Genomic DNA, 19,944 nt, shown 5'->3' with positions numbered 1-19,944 from the left:
GATATCTCTAACGGCATAGGAAAGCATTGACTGCACAGCACTCTTCGACCTCCAGCGTCACGCCACTGACCGATGCGCGCGCACGCGAACTTCGCGCTGACTTCCCGATTCTCGGGCAGCAGGTGCACGGCAAACCCCTCGTGTATCTCGACTACGGCGCCACCGCGCAGCGGCCACAAGCGGTTATCGACGCCGAACAGCGGTTCTTGACCGAGCACAATTCCGCGGTACACCGCGGCGCGCACGAACTCGCGGCCCTTGCGACCGGCGACTTCGAGGAGGCGCGCGAGATCGTGTCGGCCTTCGTGGGCGCCGACGCTGACGAGATTGCGTGGCAAGCAGGAGCCACCGACGCACTCAATACCGTGGCAGGTGGCATCGCTGCGGCCTCGCGCGGTCGCGGCGGCGAAACATCCGAGCCCCTGCGTCTCGGCGCGGGCGACGAGATTCTGATCACGGAGGCCGAGCATCACGCGAACCTTGTGCCCTGGCAGGAACTCGCACTCGCAACCGGTGCCACGCTGCAATATGTGCCGGTGAATGACCACGGCACGTGGACGCTTGATGATCTGCGCCCGCTGGTGACGGATCGCACGCGGGTAATCGCGTTCGCGCACGTTTCGAATGTGACCGGGCTGATCGCGCCCGTCGCCGAAATTGTCGCACTTGCCGAGGCAGTGGGGGCGATCACGGTATTGGATGCGTGCCAGTCGGTGCCGCACCGTCCCGTCGACTTCCACGCGCTCGGCGTTGACTTCGCCGCCTTCTCGGGCCACAAAATGGCCGGGCCCAATGGTATTGGTGTGCTGTACGGTCGCCGCGAGCGCCTGGCGCAGCTACCTCCCGCGCGCACGGGCGGATCAATGATTGAGGTGGTCACGATGGCCGAGACCACCTTCATGGATCCACCCACTCGCTTTGAGGCAGGCACGCAACCCGTTTCCCAAGCCGTCGCGCTTGCCGAGGCTTGCCGCTATCTCGCCGGCGTGGGTATGGATGCCATTCGCGAGCATGAGGAAGCGCTCGGGGCCCGGATGGTTGCTGAACTGAGTGCCATCCCCGGGATTACCGTGATCGGGAACGACGCTTCGGTGCCACGTTCGGGTCTTGCCGCATTCATCGTGGATGGCGTGCACGCCCACGATGTCTCCCAGTATTTGGATGCTGCTGGGATCGCCGTGCGCGCCGGTCACCACTGCGCGCAGCCGCTGCACCGCAGGCTCGGCGTGACTGCTTCCACGCGGGCATCGAGTTATCTCACGTCCACGAATGATGAAGTGGATGCGCTCGTGGCAGCGCTCGGTTCGGTGCGCTCGTACTTTGGAGCCGACCGATGACCGGGCTCGACGGCCTGTACCAGGACATCATCCTGGATCAGTCCCGGCAGCGCAAAGGCGAGGGCGAGATCGAGCCCTTCGACGCCGAGCATTTCGAAAAGAACCCGTCTTGCGGCGATGAAATCCGGCTGCGGGTGCGGCTCGACGGCGACCGGATCGCCGATATTGGTTGGACCGGAGACGGCTGCTCGATTTCTATGGCTTCGGCCTCGATTTTGGTGACCCAGCTCGTTGGGCGCACGGTTGCGGATGCCACTTCCGGCATCGAAACCATGCGCACGATGTTGCGTTCCCGTGGCAACGCAGCGATTGACCCCGATTCTGATGAGGCCGAGCTCATCGGTGACGCGATCGCGTTGGAAGGTGTCGGCAAATACGTGATGCGCGTGAAGTGCGCAATGCTCGGCTGGGTGGCGCTCGAGGCGGCGCTGCGCGCGGCTGCCGCGTAGCGCGAGGTTACCGCGGAGTGCGGAGCCCGGCGCACGTCGCACGGTAGGCAGAAGCCTATACGCACACGCAGAAATCCACATTGGGGTGCTATTCGGCCCGATGTCCCCTAGTTAGTGGACATCGGGCCGAATAGCACCCCGTTCGGGATTTAGTTCAGCGCACTGCTAGGCGCGAATCGTGGCGCCAAAGAGCTCGGTAGCCCGCGCGGCGCCAGCTTCCTTTGCTTCGGTGGCTTCTGCCGCAGTGAGCGTCCGGTCCGTTGCCCGGAACCGCAGTGCGAAGGTGAGCGACTTCTGGTCCTCCGCAAGCCCCTTACCGCGGTAGTCATCCACCAGATAGATCGCTTCGAGCAGATCTCCAGCGCCGGTCTGCACCGCGGCGAGCACCTCACCGGCCGGAGCCGACTGCGGGACAACGAGTGAGAGATCCTGCGTTGCCGCGGGGAAACCGACGATCGTCCCCGCCGAGACGTGACGAACCGACTTCTCAAGAATGAGATCGACGTTCACTTCGAGGGCAGCAACTACACGCGGCAGGTCACGTTCCTCGGTCACTGCGGGATGTAGTTCACCGGCGAACCCGACGGCGGTCTGTTCACCCGCGTTGTCGACGACGAATACCTCGGCGCAGCGGCCGGGGTGGAAAGCCTGGTGAGCCCCCTGGCGCACGCGGAGCTCTGCCGCCAGCGCAAGGCCGATCCGCCCAACCAATTCAATCGCATCCTGCCAGCCGTATTGCTGCGCGGCCACGCCGGGCTGCTTTGCGGTGCGGTCGCCGATCAGCAGCGCACCGAGGTGATACGGCTGCGGTGGGATGCCGTCATTGAGTTCGGCGAGCTTCGCATCCGAGGGGCGCTCGGCGAGCGGCGGAAGTTCCGCAACTCCGTACTCAACACCCTGCTCTGGCAAGAACACGCGACCAAGCTCGAACACCGCGAGGTCAGTCATCCCGCGCGACTCGTTTCGGTGCGCAACACCGACCAGCCCGGGAAGCATGCTGCGACGCATCCACGCGGTCTTCGCATCCATTGCATTCTCAAGCTTCATTTGCGCGACTGCCGAACCATCCGGCGAAGCGAACAGGAGGTTCTCCGCTTCAGGCAAGAATGGATAGCTCAGCACCTCGACGTGGCCGGTAGCGGCCAGGACGTCGGTCAGCTGGCGCCGCAGGGTCTGCTCGCGCGTGAAGCCACGCCCCGAGGGTGCCTGCGGCAGAATCGACGGGATGCGATCGAAGCCCTGCAAACGACCGACCTCTTCAACGAGGGTGACGTCACTCGTGAGGTCCGAGCGCCACGTCGGTGGCACCACTTCGAGCACCTCGGCGTCGCGGTCGCCGCGAATTTCGCAGCCAACCGCTTCGAGGGAGTCGAGCACTTCAATGCGCTCATAGTCAATGCCCATGAGCTGGGCGGGGAAATCAATGGGCAGTGAAATCGCTTCGCGTTGCTTGACCTCACCAACAATGCTGCCGACTGGCTGCAGCGTACCGCCAGCGAGCATCACGAGCAGCTCTGCGACGCGAGCGCCGGCGGGTACCGTCACGGCCGGGTCGACGCCGCGGTCGAAGCGACGCGAGGCTTCGGACGGTAGCTTGTGGCGGCGGGCCGTGCGTGCAATCGAAATCGGTGAGAAGTTCGCCGCTTCGATGAACACATTGGTGGTCGTATTCGAGAGCTCGGTTTCCATACCGCCCATGACGCCGGCCAGACCAATCGGTCCGCGATCGTCGGTGATCAGGATGTCCTCGTCCGAGAGCTTTCGCTCAACGTTGTCGAGGGTGGTGAGCTTCTCCCCCGCTTTTGCACGGCGCACGTGGATGCCGCCCTGCAGCGCGTCGAGGTCATAACCGTGAATAGGCTGGCCGAGTTCAAGCATCACAAAGTTCGTGATGTCGATCAGCAAACCGAGCGAACGCATTCCCGCGAGCCGCAGGTGCTGGGCGAGCCAGGTCGGGCTCGGCCGCGAGGGGTCGACCCCGGTGACGACGAATCCCGCAAACATTTCGCTGATCTGCTGTCCGCGTACGGCGAGTTCGTCGGCGATCGTAATCGGTACGCGCACCTCGGTCGGGTCGGATGCGATGCCTTGCGAAGTAATTTTGCCAAGCTCCGGTCGCAGGGCCGGGTCACGGAAGGCGGCACCGGTTGCGTGGGAATATTCCCGGGCAAGCCCGCGCATGGACATGGCGTAGCCGCGGTCCGGGGTCACATTGACTTCGACAGCGACATCGTTGAGGCCCAGGAGCGGCAGCGCCGGGGTGCCCGGTTCTGCGGAGACACCGCGCTCACCGAGCACGATGATGCCGGCGTGGTCGTCGCCGAGGCCCAATTCGCGCTCGGATGCGATCATGCCGTCGGAGACGTGACCGTAGGTCTTGCGCGCGGAGATGTGGAAGTCTCCGGGCAGTTCGGCACCGGGCAGCGCAACCACGACGAAGTCGCCTACTGCGAAGTTGTGGGCGCCGCACACGATGCCGCGCACATCCGCGCCACCGTCGGCGGCCTGCTGGCCCTCGGGCGCCACGCGCACCTGGCACCAGTTGATGGTCTTGCCATTCGACTGCGGCTCCGGGGTGAGATCGAGTACCTCGCCGACCACGATGGGGCCGACGACACCGGCCTCGTGAATGTCTTCATCCTCGAGTCCAATGCGAACGAATGCGTCCAGCACCTCGCGAGGGGTTGCGGCTTCGGGTACGTCAACGTACTCGCGCAACCAAGATATTGGGGCACGCATCCCTAAATCACCATTCCAAACTGTTCGCTGAATCGAATATCGCCTTCGACAATGTCGTGCATGTCGGTGAGTTCGTTACGGAACATCAGCGTTCGCTCGATGCCCATACCAAAGGCAAAGCCCTGGTACTCCTCGGGGTCGAGACCTGCTGCCTTGAGCAGGTTCGGGTGCACCATGCCGCAGCCGCCCCACTCGATCCAGCGCGGGCCGCCCTTGGCCAGCGGGTGCCAAATATCCATCTCGGCACTGGGCTCGGTGAAGGGGAAGAAGTTATTGCGGAGGCGAATCTTTGCTTCCTCGCCGAACATCGACTTCGCGAAGTGCTCGAGCGTCCCGCGAAGGTGCGCCATCGTGAGGTCCTTATCGATCGCGAGCCCCTCAAACTGCATGAAGACCGGGGTGTGGGTCGCATCCAGCTCGTCGGTGCGGAAAGTGCGACCTGGCGCGAGGATGTACAGCGGAGCGCCACGCTCGATCATGGAGCGCATCTGCAGCGGTGAGGTGTGCGTGCGCAGCAGCATGTGGCGGTCGACCGGCTCCACAAAGAAGGTGTCTTGCATTTCGCGAGCCGGGTGATCGGGATCGAAGTTGAGCGCGTCGAAGTTGTACCACTCGCTCTCGAGTTCGGGGCCGTCGACGATGTCCCATCCCATGCCCACGAAGATATCGCTCACGCGGTCGCGCAGCATCGTCAGTGGATGCCGGGCTCCAAGTCGTTCGCGCCGGGCCGCCGCGGTGACGTCCACGGTTTCGGCCTCAAGTCGGGCGGCTTCTTCAGCGGCTGCGAGTTCCGCTTCTCGCGCGGTAAAAGCCTTATTGATATCGCCTCGGGCGCTGCCGACAAGCTTGCCGGCGTCCTTTTTCAGCTCCTTCGGCACTTCGCGCATCAGGGAGTTGAGTTTGGCAATCGGTGAGCCTTCGCCCACATGCTGCGAACGCACTTGCTTCAATGCTTGTGCGTCGGCGGCCTGGGTGATTGCCTCGAGGGCGGCACTCACGGCGGCGCTTACGGCCTCCGGAGTGATCGGATTATCAGTCGAATTGGTTGCAGACACGAGCACCAAGTCTAGTCACTTGGACGCTAGGGTGTGTTGTCCTCTCGTGAGCGGCCGGTGAGTCCCTCCGGTCGTCCGATTGAAAGCAGCGCGGTATCGGCTCCGAGCTGGCCTCGCGGTGGCGTCGGTGCAGCACCCTTGCGTTTATTTCCCTTGCGAGTGGCACCGACGGCTTGGCTGCCACTACGTCGTGCGAGCCACCGTGCGAACCAGCTCAGCGAGAGGTTCACGATGAGGTAAATGATCAGGGTGACGAAGAACAGCGAGAAGGAATAGGTTCCCGAGCCGTAGTAGTCCTTGAGCTGATACGACACGCGCAGCAGTTCGGGATACGCGACGATGTAGGCGAGCGAGGTGTCTTTGAGCAATACGACGAGCTGGGCCACAATAATCGGCAGCATCTGCCGAAACGCTTGTGGCAATTCGATGAGGAACCTGGTCTGCATTCCCGTGAAGCCGAGTGAGGCTGCGGCTTCCGATTGCCCCCGCGGTAGCGAGGCGATACCGGACCGAAGCGCTTCACCGATGATCGCGCCGTTGTACACCCCGAGGGCCCACACAACCGCCCAGTATGCCTCGAACTTCAGTCCGAGCATGATGAACAGCATCATCAGCAGTACGGGCATGCCGCGGAAGAACTCAAGAATGACGGTGAAGGGAACCCGGATTATCGCGGTCTTGGCCATGCGCCCTAACGCGAAAATCACGCCGATCACGATCGCGAGGATCGCGGCCAATCCGGCGGCACGCAGGGTACCCATGACCAGACCGCGCCACAGCAGGCCTTCCCACACGTCGGGGTCGGTAAAGATATCCCAGCGAGACGGGTCCCACAGGCCGCTCAAGGTTACGTCGTTGGCGGTGACTCGGGGCTGCCCCAAGGCGAAAATAAACCAACCGAGGAGGATCACGACCACGGCGGTAGTGACCCCGGAGATGACTCGCGATCGAGCCCGAGTTTTCGGCCCCGGAGCGTCATATAGAACTGAGGAACTCATCGGAGCACCGCTACCTTTCGTTCAACGTAGTTGGCGGCAAGGCCGAGCGGGATCGTGATCACGAGGTAGAACAGTGCGATTCCGAACAGGATCAACATGACCTCGTTGCCGTGCTGGTTCGCGAGGGTTTTCGAGATCGCCACCAGCTCGACCACCATGAAGCCGGATGCGACCGAGGTGTTTTTCGCGAGTGCGATGACCACGTTGATTAGCGGCGGCACCACCATGCGCATGGCTTGCGGGAGGATGATTGTGGTCACCGTTTGGCCGAAGCTGAAGCCAAGCGAGCGTGCCGCTTCCGCTTGGCCGAGTGGGACACCGTTGATTCCCGAGCGGAGCGCTTCGGCGATGAATGGCGAGGTGTAGACCGACAGCGCGATGAAGGCACCAAGTTTGGCGTTCAACCCGAGATCGAGTACCGGGAGCACCACGATAATCAGAAAGAACACCAGGGTGAGCGGCGTATTTCGCACGAGCTCGGTGTAGACAGTCGCTATCGCGCGCAGTGCCGGGATCGGCGAAATCCGCAAGAATGCAATCAGAATGCCGATTACTGCCGCGCCGAGCGCACCGACAGCGAGGAGCTCGAGTGTGGTCAGAAAGGCTCGAAGCACCACTTCAATGTTTTCAACGATCGCAATCATCGCGTCCTATTTCGTTGAGATGGATGCGGAGGGTGCGGTGGCGCCGACCGCACTGTCGGCGCCACCGGTGGGAATTTGCTAGGCCGCTAGTAGCGATCCACGGCTGGCGGCTCCGGGAGCGCCAGGTTGTCACCAACGGTTGAAGTCCAGGCTTCTTCCCAACGTCCGTCCTCATATGCCGCTTCGAGGGTGTCGTTGATGAAGGTGCGGAACTCATCGTCGCCAAGCGATAGACCAATACCGTATGGCTCTTCGGTGAAGGTGCCGTCCACGACCTCGAATTCACCGTCGTTCTGATCGACGAGGCCAGCGAGGATCACATTGTCGGTGGTGAGTGCGTCGGCCTGCCCGGAGCGAATCGGTTCGATGCAGTCGGAGTACTTGTCGACCGTAATGATGTTGTCGGTGTGCTCACGGATATTGTCTTCGGAGGTGGATCCGGTCACGGTGCAGACGGTTGCGTCACCGAGTGAAGACGGGTCCGAAGTAATGCCGTTGGGGTTCCCTGCCGGAACGAGGAAAGACTGCCCGGCGACGTAGTACGGCCCGGCAAAATCAACCACTTCTTTACGTTCATCGTTGATCGTGTAGGTCGCGACCACGATATCGACTTGACCGTCTTGAATGAAAGGTTCGCGGTTTTGTGAGACGGTCTCGGTCCATTCAATATTCTCCGGAGCAATTCCAAGTTCACCCGTAATTATCTTCGCGATTTCAACATCGAACCCTTCCGGCGTACCATCAGGACCCGCGAGGCCGAATAGCGGCTGGTCAAACTTGGTACCGACCGTTATTGAGCCAGCCTCTGAAAGTGCGGCCATTGTCGTACCTTCGGCGAATTCTGGACTATCTTCTACTTCGGGTTCGGAACCGCCGCCGCCCGCACAACCGCTCAATACGAGTGCGGCAACTGCTGATAGCGCCAATCCAGATACTGCGCTTCTAAACTTCACGAGAACTCCTTTGTCTGTTGAAGATATTTAGTTATGGCTTGAATAAGATTCGATTAGTTGCTCAGAATCTTGGAGAGAAAGTCTATCGCTCGGTCCGATTTGGGTGCGGTGAAGAATTCTTCCGGAGGTGCCTCCTCCACGATTGCTCCCTGATCCATAAAGATCACCCGGTCTGCCGCCTTTCGCGCAAAGCCCATTTCGTGGGTCACGACCACCATGGTCATGCCGTCCTTGGCCAGCTCGACCATGACGTCCAGCACCTCATTGATCATTTCCGGATCAAGCGCGGACGTCGGTTCGTCGAGCAGAATGAGTTTCGGGTTCATCGCCAATGAGCGAGCAATCGCCACGCGCTGTTGCTGACCGCCCGACAACTGAGCTGGCATCTTCCGAGCGTGTTCTCCCACACCGACGCGCTCAAGGAGCTCCATTGCACGCGCGTTGGCTTCCTTTTTGGATTTCTTACGCACCTTAATTGGCGCAATCGCGACATTCTCCAATACCGTCTTGTGCGCGAAGAGATTGAAGGATTGAAACACCATCCCAACATCGCTTCGCAGTTTCGCGAGACCCGAACCTTCCTCGGGCAAGCGCACACCATCAATCAGGATTTCGCCTTCTTGAATGGTTTCGAGTCGATTAATGGAGCGGCACAGCGTGGACTTTCCCGAGCCGGAAGGACCAATTACTACGACAACCTCTTGGCGCGCGACTGAGGTGTTGATGTCCTTGAGAACATGATTCTCACCAAACCATTTGTTGACGCCACGCAATTCGACCAGCGGCGAGCTACTACTGGCACCATTGTCAGTTTCTTGCTGCATAACTATCAGCATATTCTCACGTCGCCCGTCGCGTCTACGATTGGCACCCTGGTTATTCATTCGTTACCAGGGTTGCAGAGTTCTGCCCGCATTCTGGTGAGTAATGCGGGCAGCGCTAGGCAGATTGCTACAACGACTGCGCGGAGTGTTGCGCGAATGCAGTTTCGTATAGACACACACTCGCGGCGGTCGCGAGATTCATGGATTCCGCCTGCCCGTACACCGGAATGGCCAGGGATGCGTCGCACTGAGCAACAAGTTCTGGATCAAGGCCGCGTGCCTCATTCCCGAACACCCATGCCGTGGATTGCACGAGGTCACCCGCGAGTCGCGCTGCGAGCAGGTCGTCGCCGCCAACGTCCGCGGCAACCACACGAAGCCCGGCCTCGCGTGCACGAACCACAGCATCCTCAAATTCAGCTTCCACCGCTATTGGGAGGTGAAAGAGTGAACCGGTCGTGGAGCGAACCACCTTGGAGTTGTAGAGGTCGACAGACCGACCGGTCAACACCACCGCATCCGCTCCGGCAGCGTCGGCAACACGGATGATGGTGCCGAGGTTACCCGGGTCGCGGACCTCTTCCAAGATTGCGACGAGCTTCGGCTCACCCTCGAACAGTCGCTTGAGGGCGGTTGGAAACTGCTTCGCGACCGCGATAATGCCTTGCGGATTGCGCGTGTCAGACATCGCATCCACGGCTTCTTCGCTCGCAAAAAGCACCTCGAGCCCTGCGTCTTCGGCGAGGGCAGCAATGTCACGATGACGCTCGTACGCGGTCGGTGTGGCAAAGAACTCGACAATCAGGTCTGGCCGGGCAGCGAGTGCCTCCCGAACCGCTTGTGGACCTTCGAGTACGAATTCGGCACGCTCGGTTCGCTCCGCCTTCTGTGCGAGGCGGCGGACGTCACGGACCTTCTGGTTGCGGGCGGACTCGATCATGCTGATTGCTCCTTAGGAAAACGGTGGGGAAACTGCGTGAGGGCGGCCGGCCCAGTGGGCTGGCCGCCCTCACAGCGACAAATCCGAACTACGCGGCGGTCTTCTTCGGTGCCGAGGTGTCGGCGGGAAGAGCGGCCTTGGCCTGCGCCACGATTGCGGCGAAGGTCTCGGGTTCGTTCACTGCAAGCTCAGCGAGGATGCGGCGGTCGACCTCGATGCCAGCCAGGTTCAGGCCCTGGATGAAACGGTTGTAGGTCAGGCCGTTTGCACGCGCGGCTGCGTTGATTCGCTGGATCCACAGGCGGCGGAAGTCACCCTTGCGGTCCTTACGGTGGTCGTAGTTGTAGACAAACGAGTGGATGACCTGCTCTTTTGCCTTGCGGTACAGGCGCGAACGCTGTCCACGGTAACCGGATGCGCGATCAAGAATTACGCGACGCTTCTTCTGGGCGTTGACGGCCCTTTTCACACGTGCCATTGCAGTGTTCTCCTAAAAAATCTTGGGGTGTAAATCGAAAGCTGGCGTTACTTGCCGAGCATCTTTTTGATGACCTTGGCGTCTGCCGGAGCGAGCACCTGATCCTGGTTGAGGCGAGCCTTGCGCTTAGCGCTCTTCACCTCGAGGTTGTGGCGCATGCCGGCCTGCTGCTTCATGATCTTGCCGCTTCCGGTGACCTTGAAGCGCTTCTTGGCACCCGAGTGGGTTTTCTGCTTCGGCATCAGTTCTCCTTGGTTTCTGGTTCAGCCGCGTCAGCTTGTGCTGGTGCGGCACTCTTCGCGGCTCTTGCCGCTTGCTTTTGCTCAGTACGGCGCGCATTCTGCTGTGCCTTCGCCTCGGATTTGTTCTTCTCCGGGGCGACGATCATCACCATGTTGCGGCCATCAAGCTTGGGACGGTTTTCGGCGTGGCCGAACTCGGCAACATCCTCAGCGAACTTCTGCAGCAGTTTTGCTCCCATTTCGGGTCGTGACTGCTCACGACCGCGGAACTGGATAATTGCCTTCACCTTGTCGCCGGACTCGAGGAAGCCAATTGCTCGCTTGAGCTTGGTCTCGTAGTCGTGGTCGTCGATCTTCAAACGGAAACGGACCTCTTTGAGCGCCGTATTCGCCTGGTTGCGTCGAGCTTCTTTCGCCTTCTGCGCAGCCTCGTACTTAAATTTGCCGTAATCCATGATCTTGGCAACGGGCGGATTGCTGTTCGGGGATACTTCAACGAGATCAAGATCGGCTTCCTGCGCGAGACGCAGTGCCATATCAATTTTGACGACACCGACCTGCTCACCGCTTGGCCCGACAACTCGAACTTCGCGTGCGCGGATACGGTCATTGGTGCGGGGTTCGCTGATGGATGACTCCTTTGCTCATGTGTGAAAAATTCACCGGGGTGGACAAAAGAACTCACCTCACCGGCGCTGACCGTCGCAACAATTACCGACGCCAACACACACGGCAGCCAGAGCGAAAATATTCTGGCGGTAGACCCGGTAACCTTGAGCGGTAAGCGCGGGTGGGACGAATCCTCTTTGTCATTGGAGCTTGTTGTGCAAACTCCAGCGCCTAGCTTATCAGAGTTTCACCCGAAAGGAACACATTGACCGAATCGAATTCGCAGCCCGAGGAACCAGTCGACGGCAAGGCAAACACCTATGCATTCATGTCCGAAGAACTGGATGCGCAGTTGCGTGATATCGCTGAGGTGCCCGCCGTTGAGTTGATCACCACGGTGGCAGTACACCTCATGAGTGGCGCTGCGGTAAACCTCGGGCTTGCTGAAGAGGGTGACACCACCCTCGACCTTGATGAGGCACGGAAGCTGATTTCGGCCCTCGCAGGGCTCATTACCGCGTCGCTGCCCTACCTCGGTGACCACCATGCTCGACCGCTCCGCGATGGCCTGCGGTCGCTGCAGCTCGCGTTCCGCGAAGCATCCACGGTGCCGGACCCAGTCGGGAAGGGCCCGGGTGAGGACTACACCGGTCCGGTCTTCTAGCGACCGCGCGGTTTAGGCCCATTTTTCTTCGCTGGCCTCGAGTTCTCGGCTTGCGCTGCGCATCCGTAGTTGGCCGTGTACCTCGAGGACTGCGCAGCCCAGGACCGAGACGATCCCAACCACCCACAGCACCGGCGCATCCGGCCATGCGAACCCGAAGAACCAGACGGTCAGCGGCGTAAAGAGCGCGACAAATAGCACTGCGATGCTGCCCAGCATGACGAGCGCAAGAATGGGACGGAAAGGTCGACAGACCATCCCGAGAATCCACAGTCCCATCACCGCGAGCACAATGGATGCGGCGGTCTGTTGTTGTGCGGTCGTTTGCTCATAGGTGTTGCTCGCGATCCCGGTGACGAGAATACCGACCGTGATTGCAATCCCCGCGGGAAGCGCGAAGGCAATCGCCCGGCGGAAAAATCCGGTGAGGTAACGACGCGAATTCGGGAGCAGCGCGAGCACGAATGCCGGCAGGCCGATCGAGATGCCGTCAAGGAGCGACATTTGACGCGGCTCGAATGGATAGCGCCAGAGCAGCAGCCCGAATACGAGGGCAATGAGTATCGCCCAGGCTGTTTTCGACAGATAGAGCATTGACAGTCGCTCGACGTTGGCGATCGCCTGGCGTCCTTCCAGCACGACGTCCGGGAGCGCTTGAAACTGATTGTCGAGCAGCGTCAGCCGCGAGACAGCTCTCGAAGCGCCCGAACCGTGTCCCATGGCAATGCCGAGGTCCGCATCCTTGAGTGCGAGGACGTCGTTCACACCGTCGCCCGTCATGGCGACGACGTGCCCACGCGATTGCAGGGCTCGCACCATATTGCGCTTCTGGGTCGGGCTCACCCGGCCGAAGACTCGGTTGTGCTCCATCACCTCGGCGAGCTCTTCCGAGGCCTCCGGAAGTGTTCTTGCATCGATGCCCGATTCATCGGCGCGGATCAGTTCAACCTCGCGTGCGACTGCGGTCACGGTACGGGGGTCATCACCGGAGATGATTCGGAGTTCAACGCCCTCCTCACGGAAATACTTCACGGTTTGTGCGGCATCTGAGCGAATGCGTTCGCGCAGCGTGAGGATGAGTACCCCGCGTCGGTTCGATGGCAGCCGCTCCGCTTTGACACTCGCGGCCGAGAGCGGTTCGGAGGTGTGACAGAGCGCCACGACGCGCAGTCCGGTGTTCGCGAACTCGGCGACTTTCTCGAGCAGTGCGTCGTCGAGTCCGGGCTGCAAAATCACATCAGGTCCCCCAAGGATCCAGGCGCCGGGCGCCTCCTCGGTGTCGAGACTGACCGCTGACCATTTTCGCTGCGAACTAAACGCGATTTCGTGCCGGATTTCCGTGGCCAAGGTGTCCGGATAGGCTGCGGCGAGGCTCCGTGCGGTGTCGTTTGCGCCTTCATCTGCGGCTAGGGATGCGAGGGCTCGTTCCCAGCCCAAGCTTGGATCAGCGGCCAAATGCGTATCGTTGTACATCACGCCGCCCTCGGTGAGGGTGCCGGTCTTGTCGAAGCACAGCACATCCACTCGTGCGAGGCCCTCCACGGCATGGAGTTCTTGCACGAGCACCTTGCGTTGACCCAGTTTGAGCGCGCCGGCGGCAAACGCCACCGAGGTCATGAGCAGTAGTCCGAGTGGCACCATCGCGATGGCAGCGGCCACTGCACCCACGGCAGCGTCGCGCCAATCGCCGGATTGAATTGCTGCTTCCCAGCCACCGAATGCCTGCATTTGACCGTTGACGACAATGAGCATGACGGGTAGCAGGAGCACTGCCACGATGCGCAGCACCCGGTTCAGGCCGTTGCGAATTTCGGAGTTCACGAGCGAGAACTGTTTCGCTTCCGTGGTGAGCTTTGCCGCGAACGACTCCGCGCCAATGCGCTCGAGCACCGCGGTACCGCTGCCCGCAACCACAATCGCTCCTGATAGCAGTGGATCGCCCTGCGCCTTGTCCACCGCATCCTCTTCACCAGTGAGGAGCGATTCGTCTACCTGTAGCCCCGAAGTGGATTGGACTCGCGCATCCGCGGGAACCTGGTCCCCCGCCCGCACACTAATCAGGTCACCGACCACGAGATCTTCACGGACAAGTTCCACGAGTTCACCGTCACGATAGGCGCGGGCGTGTGGGGCGCTGAGTACGCGGAGATTATCGAGTTGCCGCTTTGCGGAATACTCCTGCCACACCCCAATGATCGAGTTGGCTACCGCGGAGAAGCCGAAGATCGCGTCCTGCCATCTGCCCAGTATCGCGAGGAGCAGGAAGCACGCCACGACGATGCCGTTAAAGAGCGTGAAAACGTTGGCGCGCAGGATTTCCCACATGGATCGACTCGAATTCACCGGCAGCACATTCCGACCGTGTTCGGCTCGGGATCGCTCCACGGCGGCTGCGGTCAATCCCCGCATTGTCGTATGGCCGTGAGTGGTTCCGGCCACCTGCGGTTGCGGGAGTTCGCTTGTCATCTGCTGAGATTAACGGCGCCGGCGTCGGCGGAACAACCCTGCTTTAGGCGGGGCTTGTTCCTTCGAAGGTATCGGGTTCGTTTTGACCCGATCGAGACGCAGTGCGAGTGAGTCGACGCGCTCCACGAGTTCCACGGTCGTGGAAATTGTCTGCTGCACGTTTTGGAGCACCGCCTGTTGGGACGCCTCGTCCAGTGCTGCATCGACGTGCAGCGCGATGACGAGCTCCGGTCCGGCAAAGACTGATTTAGGATCGCCCGGCACGAGATCGATTCCGAGGAGACGCGGTTCGGCGCCAAGCAGTTTTTGGACCTGGGCCACCACTTCTGGATCGCGCCAGGGTAGTTCGTAGTCTATCGCCTGGGATATTGCCCACACTGCGGGACGGCGTACGGCAAATTCGGTGTCCGGACTCCCCGGATCAAGGATGAGGAGGTCGTGTCCTTCGTCAACAGCGGCAAGCGCGGCCCGCCGCGATTCTACGGGCACCGGGCGCGCCGTGTCGTCCCAGCGTTTCATTGCGTCGACGGAGGAAAAGACGGGAACCACACCGCGACCGTCAGGAGCTTTCACGGTAACAATCGACAAATCTGCCGATTTATCGACTTTTACGCCCTGGTCGTTGAGTCCTTCTTCGCCAAGTTCGGCGACCAACGGCACCAACAGCCGCGTGTCTCGCAGCGCATCCACTACCTCGACCGGAGAAGCCTCACCGGCGCGGAATTTCCGCAATGCCTCCGCGAGTTCCTTCGGCGCCGTTCCGTCGTCATTTTGCCACGGGTTCGGAGTGTCGCTAAAGGAACGTCCCTCCCAGGGCTGTCCGGCGGAATCGGACAGGCCACCGTGGAGGTGCGGAGGGATTTTGACCATGAAGCTAATTGCCCGCCACGTCGAGTGCTTGGCGAAGTGTAAATGCTCCGGAATAGAGCGCCTTGCCGATGATTGCACCTTCCACACCGATCGATGCCAGCTCGCGGAGCGCAGCAATGTCATCGAGGCTGGAGACACCACCGGATGCGATGATCGGCCGGTCGGTGCGCTCGGCAATCTGGCGGAGCAGTTCGAGGTTCGGTCCCTTCAGGGTCCCGTCCTTGTTCACATCCGTGACGACGTACCGTGAGCAGTCCGCATTTTCGAGTCGTTCGAGAACATCCCAGAGGTCACCCGCGTCGCGGGTCCAACCGCGCGCTGCGAGCGTGGTGCCGCGTACGTCCAGGCCCACGGCGATGAGCTCTCCATAGGTGCTGATGACGCTGGCCGCCCACTCGGGGTTTTCCAGCGCTGCGGTCCCGAGGTTGACGCGTTTGACCCCCATGGCGACGGCATCTTCGAGGGATTCATCGTCACGGATTCCGCCCGAGAGTTCAACCTGCACACTCTCGCCGTATTTCTCGACGAGGCGACGAATCACATCTCGGTTATCGCCGCGGCCGAAGGCAGCGTCCAGGTCGACGAGGTGGATCCACTCGGCGCCCTGTTCTAGCCACTGTGCGGCAGCCTCCACGGGATCACCGTAGGAGGTGGCCGAGTCAGCCTCCCCCTGCACAAGTCGGACCGCTTTACCATCAGCCACATCAATTGCGGGGAAGAGCGTCAAAGCCGGCGAATCGTTGAAGTCACTCACGGGTTGTCCTTGGGTCGAAGTAGTTTGCGCAGCGGAGCTGTGGCAACCGCATTAGCGTAGTTGGCGCAGTTGCGGGAATCAAAGCGATGCGATCCAGTTTCGGAGTAATTGGATGCCCGCGTTGCCTGATTTTTCGGGATGGAACTGGGTTGCGCTGAGCGGCCCGTTCTCGACTGCGGCTAAAAAGCGCTCACCGTAGACCGAGTGCGTCAATTTGATCGGAATGGCGTGCGGGAGGATCTCGTCCAGTTCGAGGTCGGTCGCGGCGAAGGAGTGCACGAAGTAGAAGCGCTCATCTTCGATGCCGCGGAACAGCTTGCTGTCGGCGGGCACCTCTACTTTGCTCCAACCCATATGTGGCAGCCGAGCTGCTTCAAGTTGCCGCACCACGCCGGGCCACTGTCCCAGTCCCGGAATTCCCGGCGCCTGATCCTCCGGCTCCTCGTCCCACCAGAATGAAGCGGCATCGCTCGCGTGCACTCGTGAGGTCGCGTCATCCGTAATCAGCAGTGGTGCCTGTGGCACCGTCACACCTTCGAATCCTCGCTCGAACATGATTTGCATGCCCACACAGATGCCAAGGACGGCTTTGCCTCCGGCGAGCCGCTGATCGATGATCATGGGCCCGTGCGCCTGTTCCAGCCCCCTCATCACTTCTCCGAAGCTACCGACTCCGGGCACGAGTAGGCCGTCCGCAGCAATCGCTGCTTCCGGATCCTTGGTGAGAGTGACGTCGGCACCAGCCTCTTCAAGCGCCTTCACTGCCGAGTGAACATTCCCAAAGCCGTAGTCGAACACGACTACACTGGGTCGGCTCACAGTGCACCCTTGGTCGACGGGATGCCGTCCACCTCCGGATCGAGTCGCTTCGCGGCACGGAATGCGCGCGCGAACGCCTTGAACTCTGCCTCAGCAATGTGGTGTGGGTCACGGCCCTCAAGCACACGCATGTGCACGGTGAGTCCTGCGTGGAATGTAATCGCTTCAAATACGTGGCGGACCATTGACCCAGTGAAGTGACCGCCGATGCGGTGCAGTTCAAAACCTGCCGGTTCGCCCGAGTGCACGAGGAAGGGCCGTCCGGATACATCCACCACGCACTGTGCGAGAGCTTCGTCAAGTGGGACGAGCGCGTCACCGTAGCGGCCGATTCCGCGCTTGTCACCAAGCGCCTTTCGGATCGCTTCGCCGAGCACGATCGAGGTGTCTTCGATCGTGTGGTGCTCGTCGATGTGGATGTCACCGGTCGATCGCACGGTGAGATCGCTCAGTGAGTGCTTCGCGAACGCAGTGAGCATGTGATCGAAAAATGGTACTGATGTGTCGATATCGGCCTTGCCGGTACCGTCTAGATTGATCGTCACTTCCACGGTGGACTCGCTTGTCTTCCGTGTCTCCGTGGCAATGCGTGCCTCGGTCATCGGGTTGCCTCCTTGCTTTGAAGTTCTGGACGCTCGCGGGTGATTTCTGCGAGGGCGTCGAGAAACGCTGTAGTTTCAGCTTCCGTACCCGCCGTGACCCGAAGGCAGCCTGGAATGCCGTTATCGCGGATGAGAATGCTGCGTCGATAGAACTCTTCGAACATCTCGTTCGGGTTTTCGACTCCGGTAAACATCACGAAGTTCGAAGCGGATGGGTATACTCGGTAGCCAAGCTTCGCAATCTCTTCGACGAGTCGATCGCGCTGCTCGCGGATCAGGTCAACTTGGGCGAGCATGAGATCGCTATAGTCGAGCGCCCCGCTTGCCGCGGCCTGGGTGATTGCCGACAGGTGGTACGGCAGCCGGACGAGTCGAACCGCATCCGCCACAGCCGCATCCGCGGCGAAGTAGCCGAGACGTGCGCCTGCGTATGCGAACGCCTTTGACATCGTGCGTGAGATCACGAGCCGGGGACGACCTGGAAGCAACTCGAGCGCCGAGGGCATGCCGTCGGGTCGAAATTCGGCATAGGCCTCGTCCACAATCACGATTCCCGGAGCGGCGTCATAGGCTGCCGCAATAGTCTCGAGAGAGAGTGCGGTACCGGTGGGATTATTGGGGCTGCAGAGGATCAGCACATCAGGCTGGTGGAGCGCTACCGCTTTCCGCGCGGTTTCAGGACTGATTTCAAAGTCACTGTCACGCTCCGCGCCGATCCATTCGCTCCCGACGCCTCGAGCAATCAGTGGATACATCGAGTAGGTCGGATTGAACCCCATGACTGTGCGGCCTGGGCCCGCGAAGACCTGCATCAGTTGCTGCAGGACCTCATTCGAACCATTCGCCGCCCAGACCTGCTCGCGTGAGATGCCGTGACCGAGATATTGTGCGAGCTTCTCGCGGAGTTCGACAAATTCTCGGTCAGGGTAGCGATTGAGGCCCGGAAGAGAACGGGCGATGTGCTGGATCACATGAGTCGCTACTTCCTCGGGCACCGAGTACGGATTCTCATTCACATTGATCGAAATCCGCACCGGTTCTTGCGGTGCACCGTAGGGTGCGATGCCGCGGAGGTCATCACGAAGTGGTAGCTCATCTAGGGAAGTCACCGCTCTATCTTAGACGGGCGGCAGAAATACCTGGGCAGGTGCGGAGTTGTCTGCGCACGCAGGCGACGTTCACGGCACAAACTTCACCCGCGGAGAGCACTACAGGTTCGGCAGCGCGAGTTGCTGACCAGCCTGTAGTGAAGCGTCGGACAGCCCGTTGAGGCGCATGATCTCCGCGACTACATCGCGAACATCACTGGACCCCGCGATCCCCCCGGCGATATCCCACAGCGATTCACCCGCGAGCACCGTGTGCATTTCGAACTGTTCGTGCGCGCCCTGGGCCACGGCATCATCACCAGCGAAGGCAGCTGGCATTTGGGCGACACCAATACCTATACCGAGGCCGACCGGCGCCAACAGCAACGCTGCGAGCACACGGCGCCCGCGCACAGTCAGCTTCAGACCGGCACGCTTACGAGAAGTGTCGTGGAGCGACATTGCAGTCATGGTCTTTCTCCCTTCGGTAAACACTTGAGCAGGTTGTTCGATTGTTGTGATCGAAACCCTGTTCCGAATGTCTGTTCTAAACTTATCTTCGAACGATGGTTTTCGCAAGGATTTTCTTCGAATTTTTTTCTCGACACGCTCGAATATCTGTTTGATTTTCGAGGTATCCCCACTAGAGTCAAAAGCGACACAAGAGGACAAGACCACGAGCCACCGACATTCGATGGTTCTTCCCCACCAGGAAGCCGAGGAGCGCACCATGAAACCCACAATCAAGCCCCTCTCCGCCAAGCAGGAGCAGGTCATCGGCTTCATTGCCGAGCACCTGAACCGCCACGGCTATGCCCCCACGATTCGTGAAATTGGTGACGCAGTTGGCCTCGCCAGCTCATCCTCGGTTTCACACCAACTCGCCCAGTTGGAGAAGCACGGGTATCTTCGCCGCAACTCGAATCAGGCACGCACTATCGAACTGCTCTACATGCCGCAGGTCGCAGAAGAGACCGAAGAAACGGCCCCGGCAGAGACGGCGCTCGTGCCGCTTGTTGGGCGAATTGCTGCTGGCGTACCGATTACCGCGCAGCAGCAGGTAGAAGACGTAATGCCATTACCTCGCCAGCTCGTTGGCCTCGGGGACCTCTTCATGCTCGAGGTGTCCGGAGATTCGATGGTGGACGCCGCGATTTGCGATGGCGATTGGGTTGTCGTCCGAGAGCAGAACACTGCCCAGAACGGCGAGATCGTCGCCGCAATGCTCGACGGTGAGGCCACTGTGAAGGTGTTCCGTCAGCGCGATGGTCACGCCTGGCTTCTCCCCCGAAACTCCGCGTATGAGCCCATCCTCGGTGACGAATCACAGATCCTTGGCCGCGTCGTAGCGGTAATGCGTTCGGTGTAGTCCAGATCCTTTCGCGTAAGGAATCTGCGCGCGATGAGTGAGGC

The 19,944-nt window shown here is 60.8% G+C and carries 21 protein-coding genes; 4 read left to right on the top strand and 17 right to left on the bottom strand.

Translation table 11 applies throughout. The annotated features are described in order from the left end of the window. Positions 1 to 26: 26 nt before the first annotated feature. Positions 27 to 1,337, top strand: coding sequence for an aminotransferase class V-fold PLP-dependent enzyme (locus tag ACTHXA_RS10600; protein WP_441672146.1), 1,311 nt, complete (start codon positions 27 to 29; stop codon positions 1,335 to 1,337). Further along, a complete protein-coding gene (gene sufU / locus ACTHXA_RS10595) occupies positions 1,334 to 1,786 on the top strand; it encodes a Fe-S cluster assembly sulfur transfer protein SufU (protein ID WP_441672144.1) in 453 nt (150 codons plus the stop codon). Before ACTHXA_RS10600 ends, sufU begins: the two co-directional genes overlap by 4 nt. Before the next feature lie 165 nt (positions 1,787 to 1,951). Here the strand turns inward: sufU and pheT are convergent, their stop codons facing one another. From pheT to infC, 10 genes are all read right to left on the bottom strand, one after another. After that, on the bottom strand, positions 1,952 to 4,525 hold the full coding sequence (gene pheT / locus ACTHXA_RS10590) for a phenylalanine--tRNA ligase subunit beta (RefSeq protein ID WP_441672142.1): 2,574 nt from the start codon (positions 4,523 to 4,525) through the stop codon (positions 1,952 to 1,954). A 2-nt stretch (positions 4,526 to 4,527) separates the two neighbouring features. Beyond that, on the bottom strand, positions 4,528 to 5,580 hold the full coding sequence (gene pheS / locus ACTHXA_RS10585; RefSeq protein ID WP_441672140.1) for a phenylalanine--tRNA ligase subunit alpha: 1,053 nt from the start codon (positions 5,578 to 5,580) through the stop codon (positions 4,528 to 4,530). A gap of 26 nt (positions 5,581 to 5,606) precedes the next feature. After that, positions 5,607 to 6,578, bottom strand: coding sequence for an amino acid ABC transporter permease (locus tag ACTHXA_RS10580; RefSeq protein ID WP_441672138.1), 972 nt, complete (start codon positions 6,576 to 6,578; stop codon positions 5,607 to 5,609). Then, the gene (locus tag ACTHXA_RS10575; RefSeq protein WP_441672136.1) at positions 6,575 to 7,222 is read right to left on the bottom strand and encodes an amino acid ABC transporter permease; all 648 of its coding nucleotides are present in this window, start codon (positions 7,220 to 7,222) and stop codon (positions 6,575 to 6,577) included. The genes ACTHXA_RS10580 and ACTHXA_RS10575 overlap by 4 nt, the downstream gene beginning before the upstream one ends. Before the next feature lie 86 nt (positions 7,223 to 7,308). Further along, positions 7,309 to 8,175, bottom strand: coding sequence for a glutamate ABC transporter substrate-binding protein (locus ACTHXA_RS10570; RefSeq protein WP_441672134.1), 867 nt, complete (start codon positions 8,173 to 8,175; stop codon positions 7,309 to 7,311). A gap of 53 nt (positions 8,176 to 8,228) precedes the next feature. Next, positions 8,229 to 8,999, bottom strand: a complete 771-nt coding sequence (locus ACTHXA_RS10565) for an amino acid ABC transporter ATP-binding protein (protein ID WP_441672132.1) — start codon at positions 8,997 to 8,999, stop codon at positions 8,229 to 8,231. Positions 9,000 to 9,126: 127 nt separating this feature from the next. After that, positions 9,127 to 9,939 (bottom strand): TrmH family RNA methyltransferase, encoded by an 813-nt coding sequence (locus ACTHXA_RS10560; protein ID WP_441672130.1) that lies wholly within the window; start codon positions 9,937 to 9,939, stop codon positions 9,127 to 9,129. 88 nt (positions 9,940 to 10,027) lie between these two features. After that, a complete protein-coding gene (rplT, locus tag ACTHXA_RS10555; RefSeq protein ID WP_441672128.1) occupies positions 10,028 to 10,417 on the bottom strand; it encodes a 50S ribosomal protein L20 in 390 nt (129 codons plus the stop codon). 47 nt (positions 10,418 to 10,464) lie between these two features. After that, positions 10,465 to 10,659 carry a 50S ribosomal protein L35 gene (rpmI, locus tag ACTHXA_RS10550; protein WP_441672126.1) on the bottom strand — a complete coding sequence of 65 codons (195 nt, stop codon included), beginning with the start codon at positions 10,657 to 10,659 and terminating at the stop codon, positions 10,465 to 10,467. Further along, the gene (gene infC / locus ACTHXA_RS10545) at positions 10,659 to 11,288 is read right to left on the bottom strand and encodes a translation initiation factor IF-3 (RefSeq protein WP_441672164.1); all 630 of its coding nucleotides are present in this window, start codon (positions 11,286 to 11,288) and stop codon (positions 10,659 to 10,661) included. Before infC ends, rpmI begins: the two co-directional genes overlap by 1 nt. A gap of 308 nt (positions 11,289 to 11,596) precedes the next feature. Here infC and ACTHXA_RS10540 point away from each other — a divergent pair, with 308 nt between their 5' ends. Further along, positions 11,597 to 11,932 carry a DUF1844 domain-containing protein gene (locus tag ACTHXA_RS10540; RefSeq protein WP_441672162.1) on the top strand — a complete coding sequence of 112 codons (336 nt, stop codon included), beginning with the start codon at positions 11,597 to 11,599 and terminating at the stop codon, positions 11,930 to 11,932. A gap of 12 nt (positions 11,933 to 11,944) precedes the next feature. Here the strand turns inward: ACTHXA_RS10540 and ACTHXA_RS10535 are convergent, their stop codons facing one another. The 7 genes from ACTHXA_RS10535 to ACTHXA_RS10505 all read right to left on the bottom strand — a co-directional run bounded on the left by ACTHXA_RS10535 (position 11,945) and on the right by ACTHXA_RS10505 (position 19,002). After that, a complete protein-coding gene (locus ACTHXA_RS10535; RefSeq protein WP_441672124.1) occupies positions 11,945 to 14,398 on the bottom strand; it encodes an HAD-IC family P-type ATPase in 2,454 nt (817 codons plus the stop codon). Between the two features lie 9 nt (positions 14,399 to 14,407). Further along, the gene (locus tag ACTHXA_RS10530) at positions 14,408 to 15,268 is read right to left on the bottom strand and encodes an SseB family protein (RefSeq protein ID WP_441672122.1); all 861 of its coding nucleotides are present in this window, start codon (positions 15,266 to 15,268) and stop codon (positions 14,408 to 14,410) included. Positions 15,269 to 15,272: 4 nt separating this feature from the next. Beyond that, positions 15,273 to 16,022, bottom strand: coding sequence for a bifunctional 1-(5-phosphoribosyl)-5-((5-phosphoribosylamino)methylideneamino)imidazole-4-carboxamide isomerase/phosphoribosylanthranilate isomerase PriA (priA, locus tag ACTHXA_RS10525; RefSeq protein ID WP_441672120.1), 750 nt, complete (start codon positions 16,020 to 16,022; stop codon positions 15,273 to 15,275). A gap of 78 nt (positions 16,023 to 16,100) precedes the next feature. After that, positions 16,101 to 16,841, bottom strand: coding sequence for an imidazole glycerol phosphate synthase subunit HisH (locus tag ACTHXA_RS10520; protein WP_441672118.1), 741 nt, complete (start codon positions 16,839 to 16,841; stop codon positions 16,101 to 16,103). Next, entirely contained in the window at positions 16,838 to 17,443 is a 606-nt protein-coding gene (gene hisB / locus ACTHXA_RS10515) for an imidazoleglycerol-phosphate dehydratase HisB (RefSeq protein ID WP_441672116.1), read from the bottom strand. Before hisB ends, ACTHXA_RS10520 begins: the two co-directional genes overlap by 4 nt. Continuing rightward, positions 17,440 to 18,552, bottom strand: coding sequence for a histidinol-phosphate transaminase (locus ACTHXA_RS10510; protein WP_441672114.1), 1,113 nt, complete (start codon positions 18,550 to 18,552; stop codon positions 17,440 to 17,442). Before ACTHXA_RS10510 ends, hisB begins: the two co-directional genes overlap by 4 nt. A 99-nt stretch (positions 18,553 to 18,651) precedes the next feature. Next, complete coding sequence (locus ACTHXA_RS10505; RefSeq protein ID WP_441672112.1) at positions 18,652 to 19,002, bottom strand: LysM peptidoglycan-binding domain-containing protein; 351 nt, start codon at positions 19,000 to 19,002, stop codon at positions 18,652 to 18,654. 259 nt (positions 19,003 to 19,261) lie between these two features. Here ACTHXA_RS10505 and lexA point away from each other — a divergent pair, with 259 nt between their 5' ends. Then, positions 19,262 to 19,900: a transcriptional repressor LexA gene (gene lexA, locus ACTHXA_RS10500; protein WP_441672110.1), complete on the top strand. Its 639-nt coding sequence runs from the start codon at positions 19,262 to 19,264 to the stop codon at positions 19,898 to 19,900. Positions 19,901 to 19,944 lie beyond the last annotated feature (44 nt).

This window comes from Gulosibacter sp., assembly GCF_052090685.1.
GTDB lineage: Bacteria > Actinomycetota > Actinomycetes > Actinomycetales > Microbacteriaceae > Gulosibacter.
The sequence above is the reverse complement of the archived record's forward strand: the minus strand, read 5'-3'. Positions and strand labels throughout refer to the sequence as shown.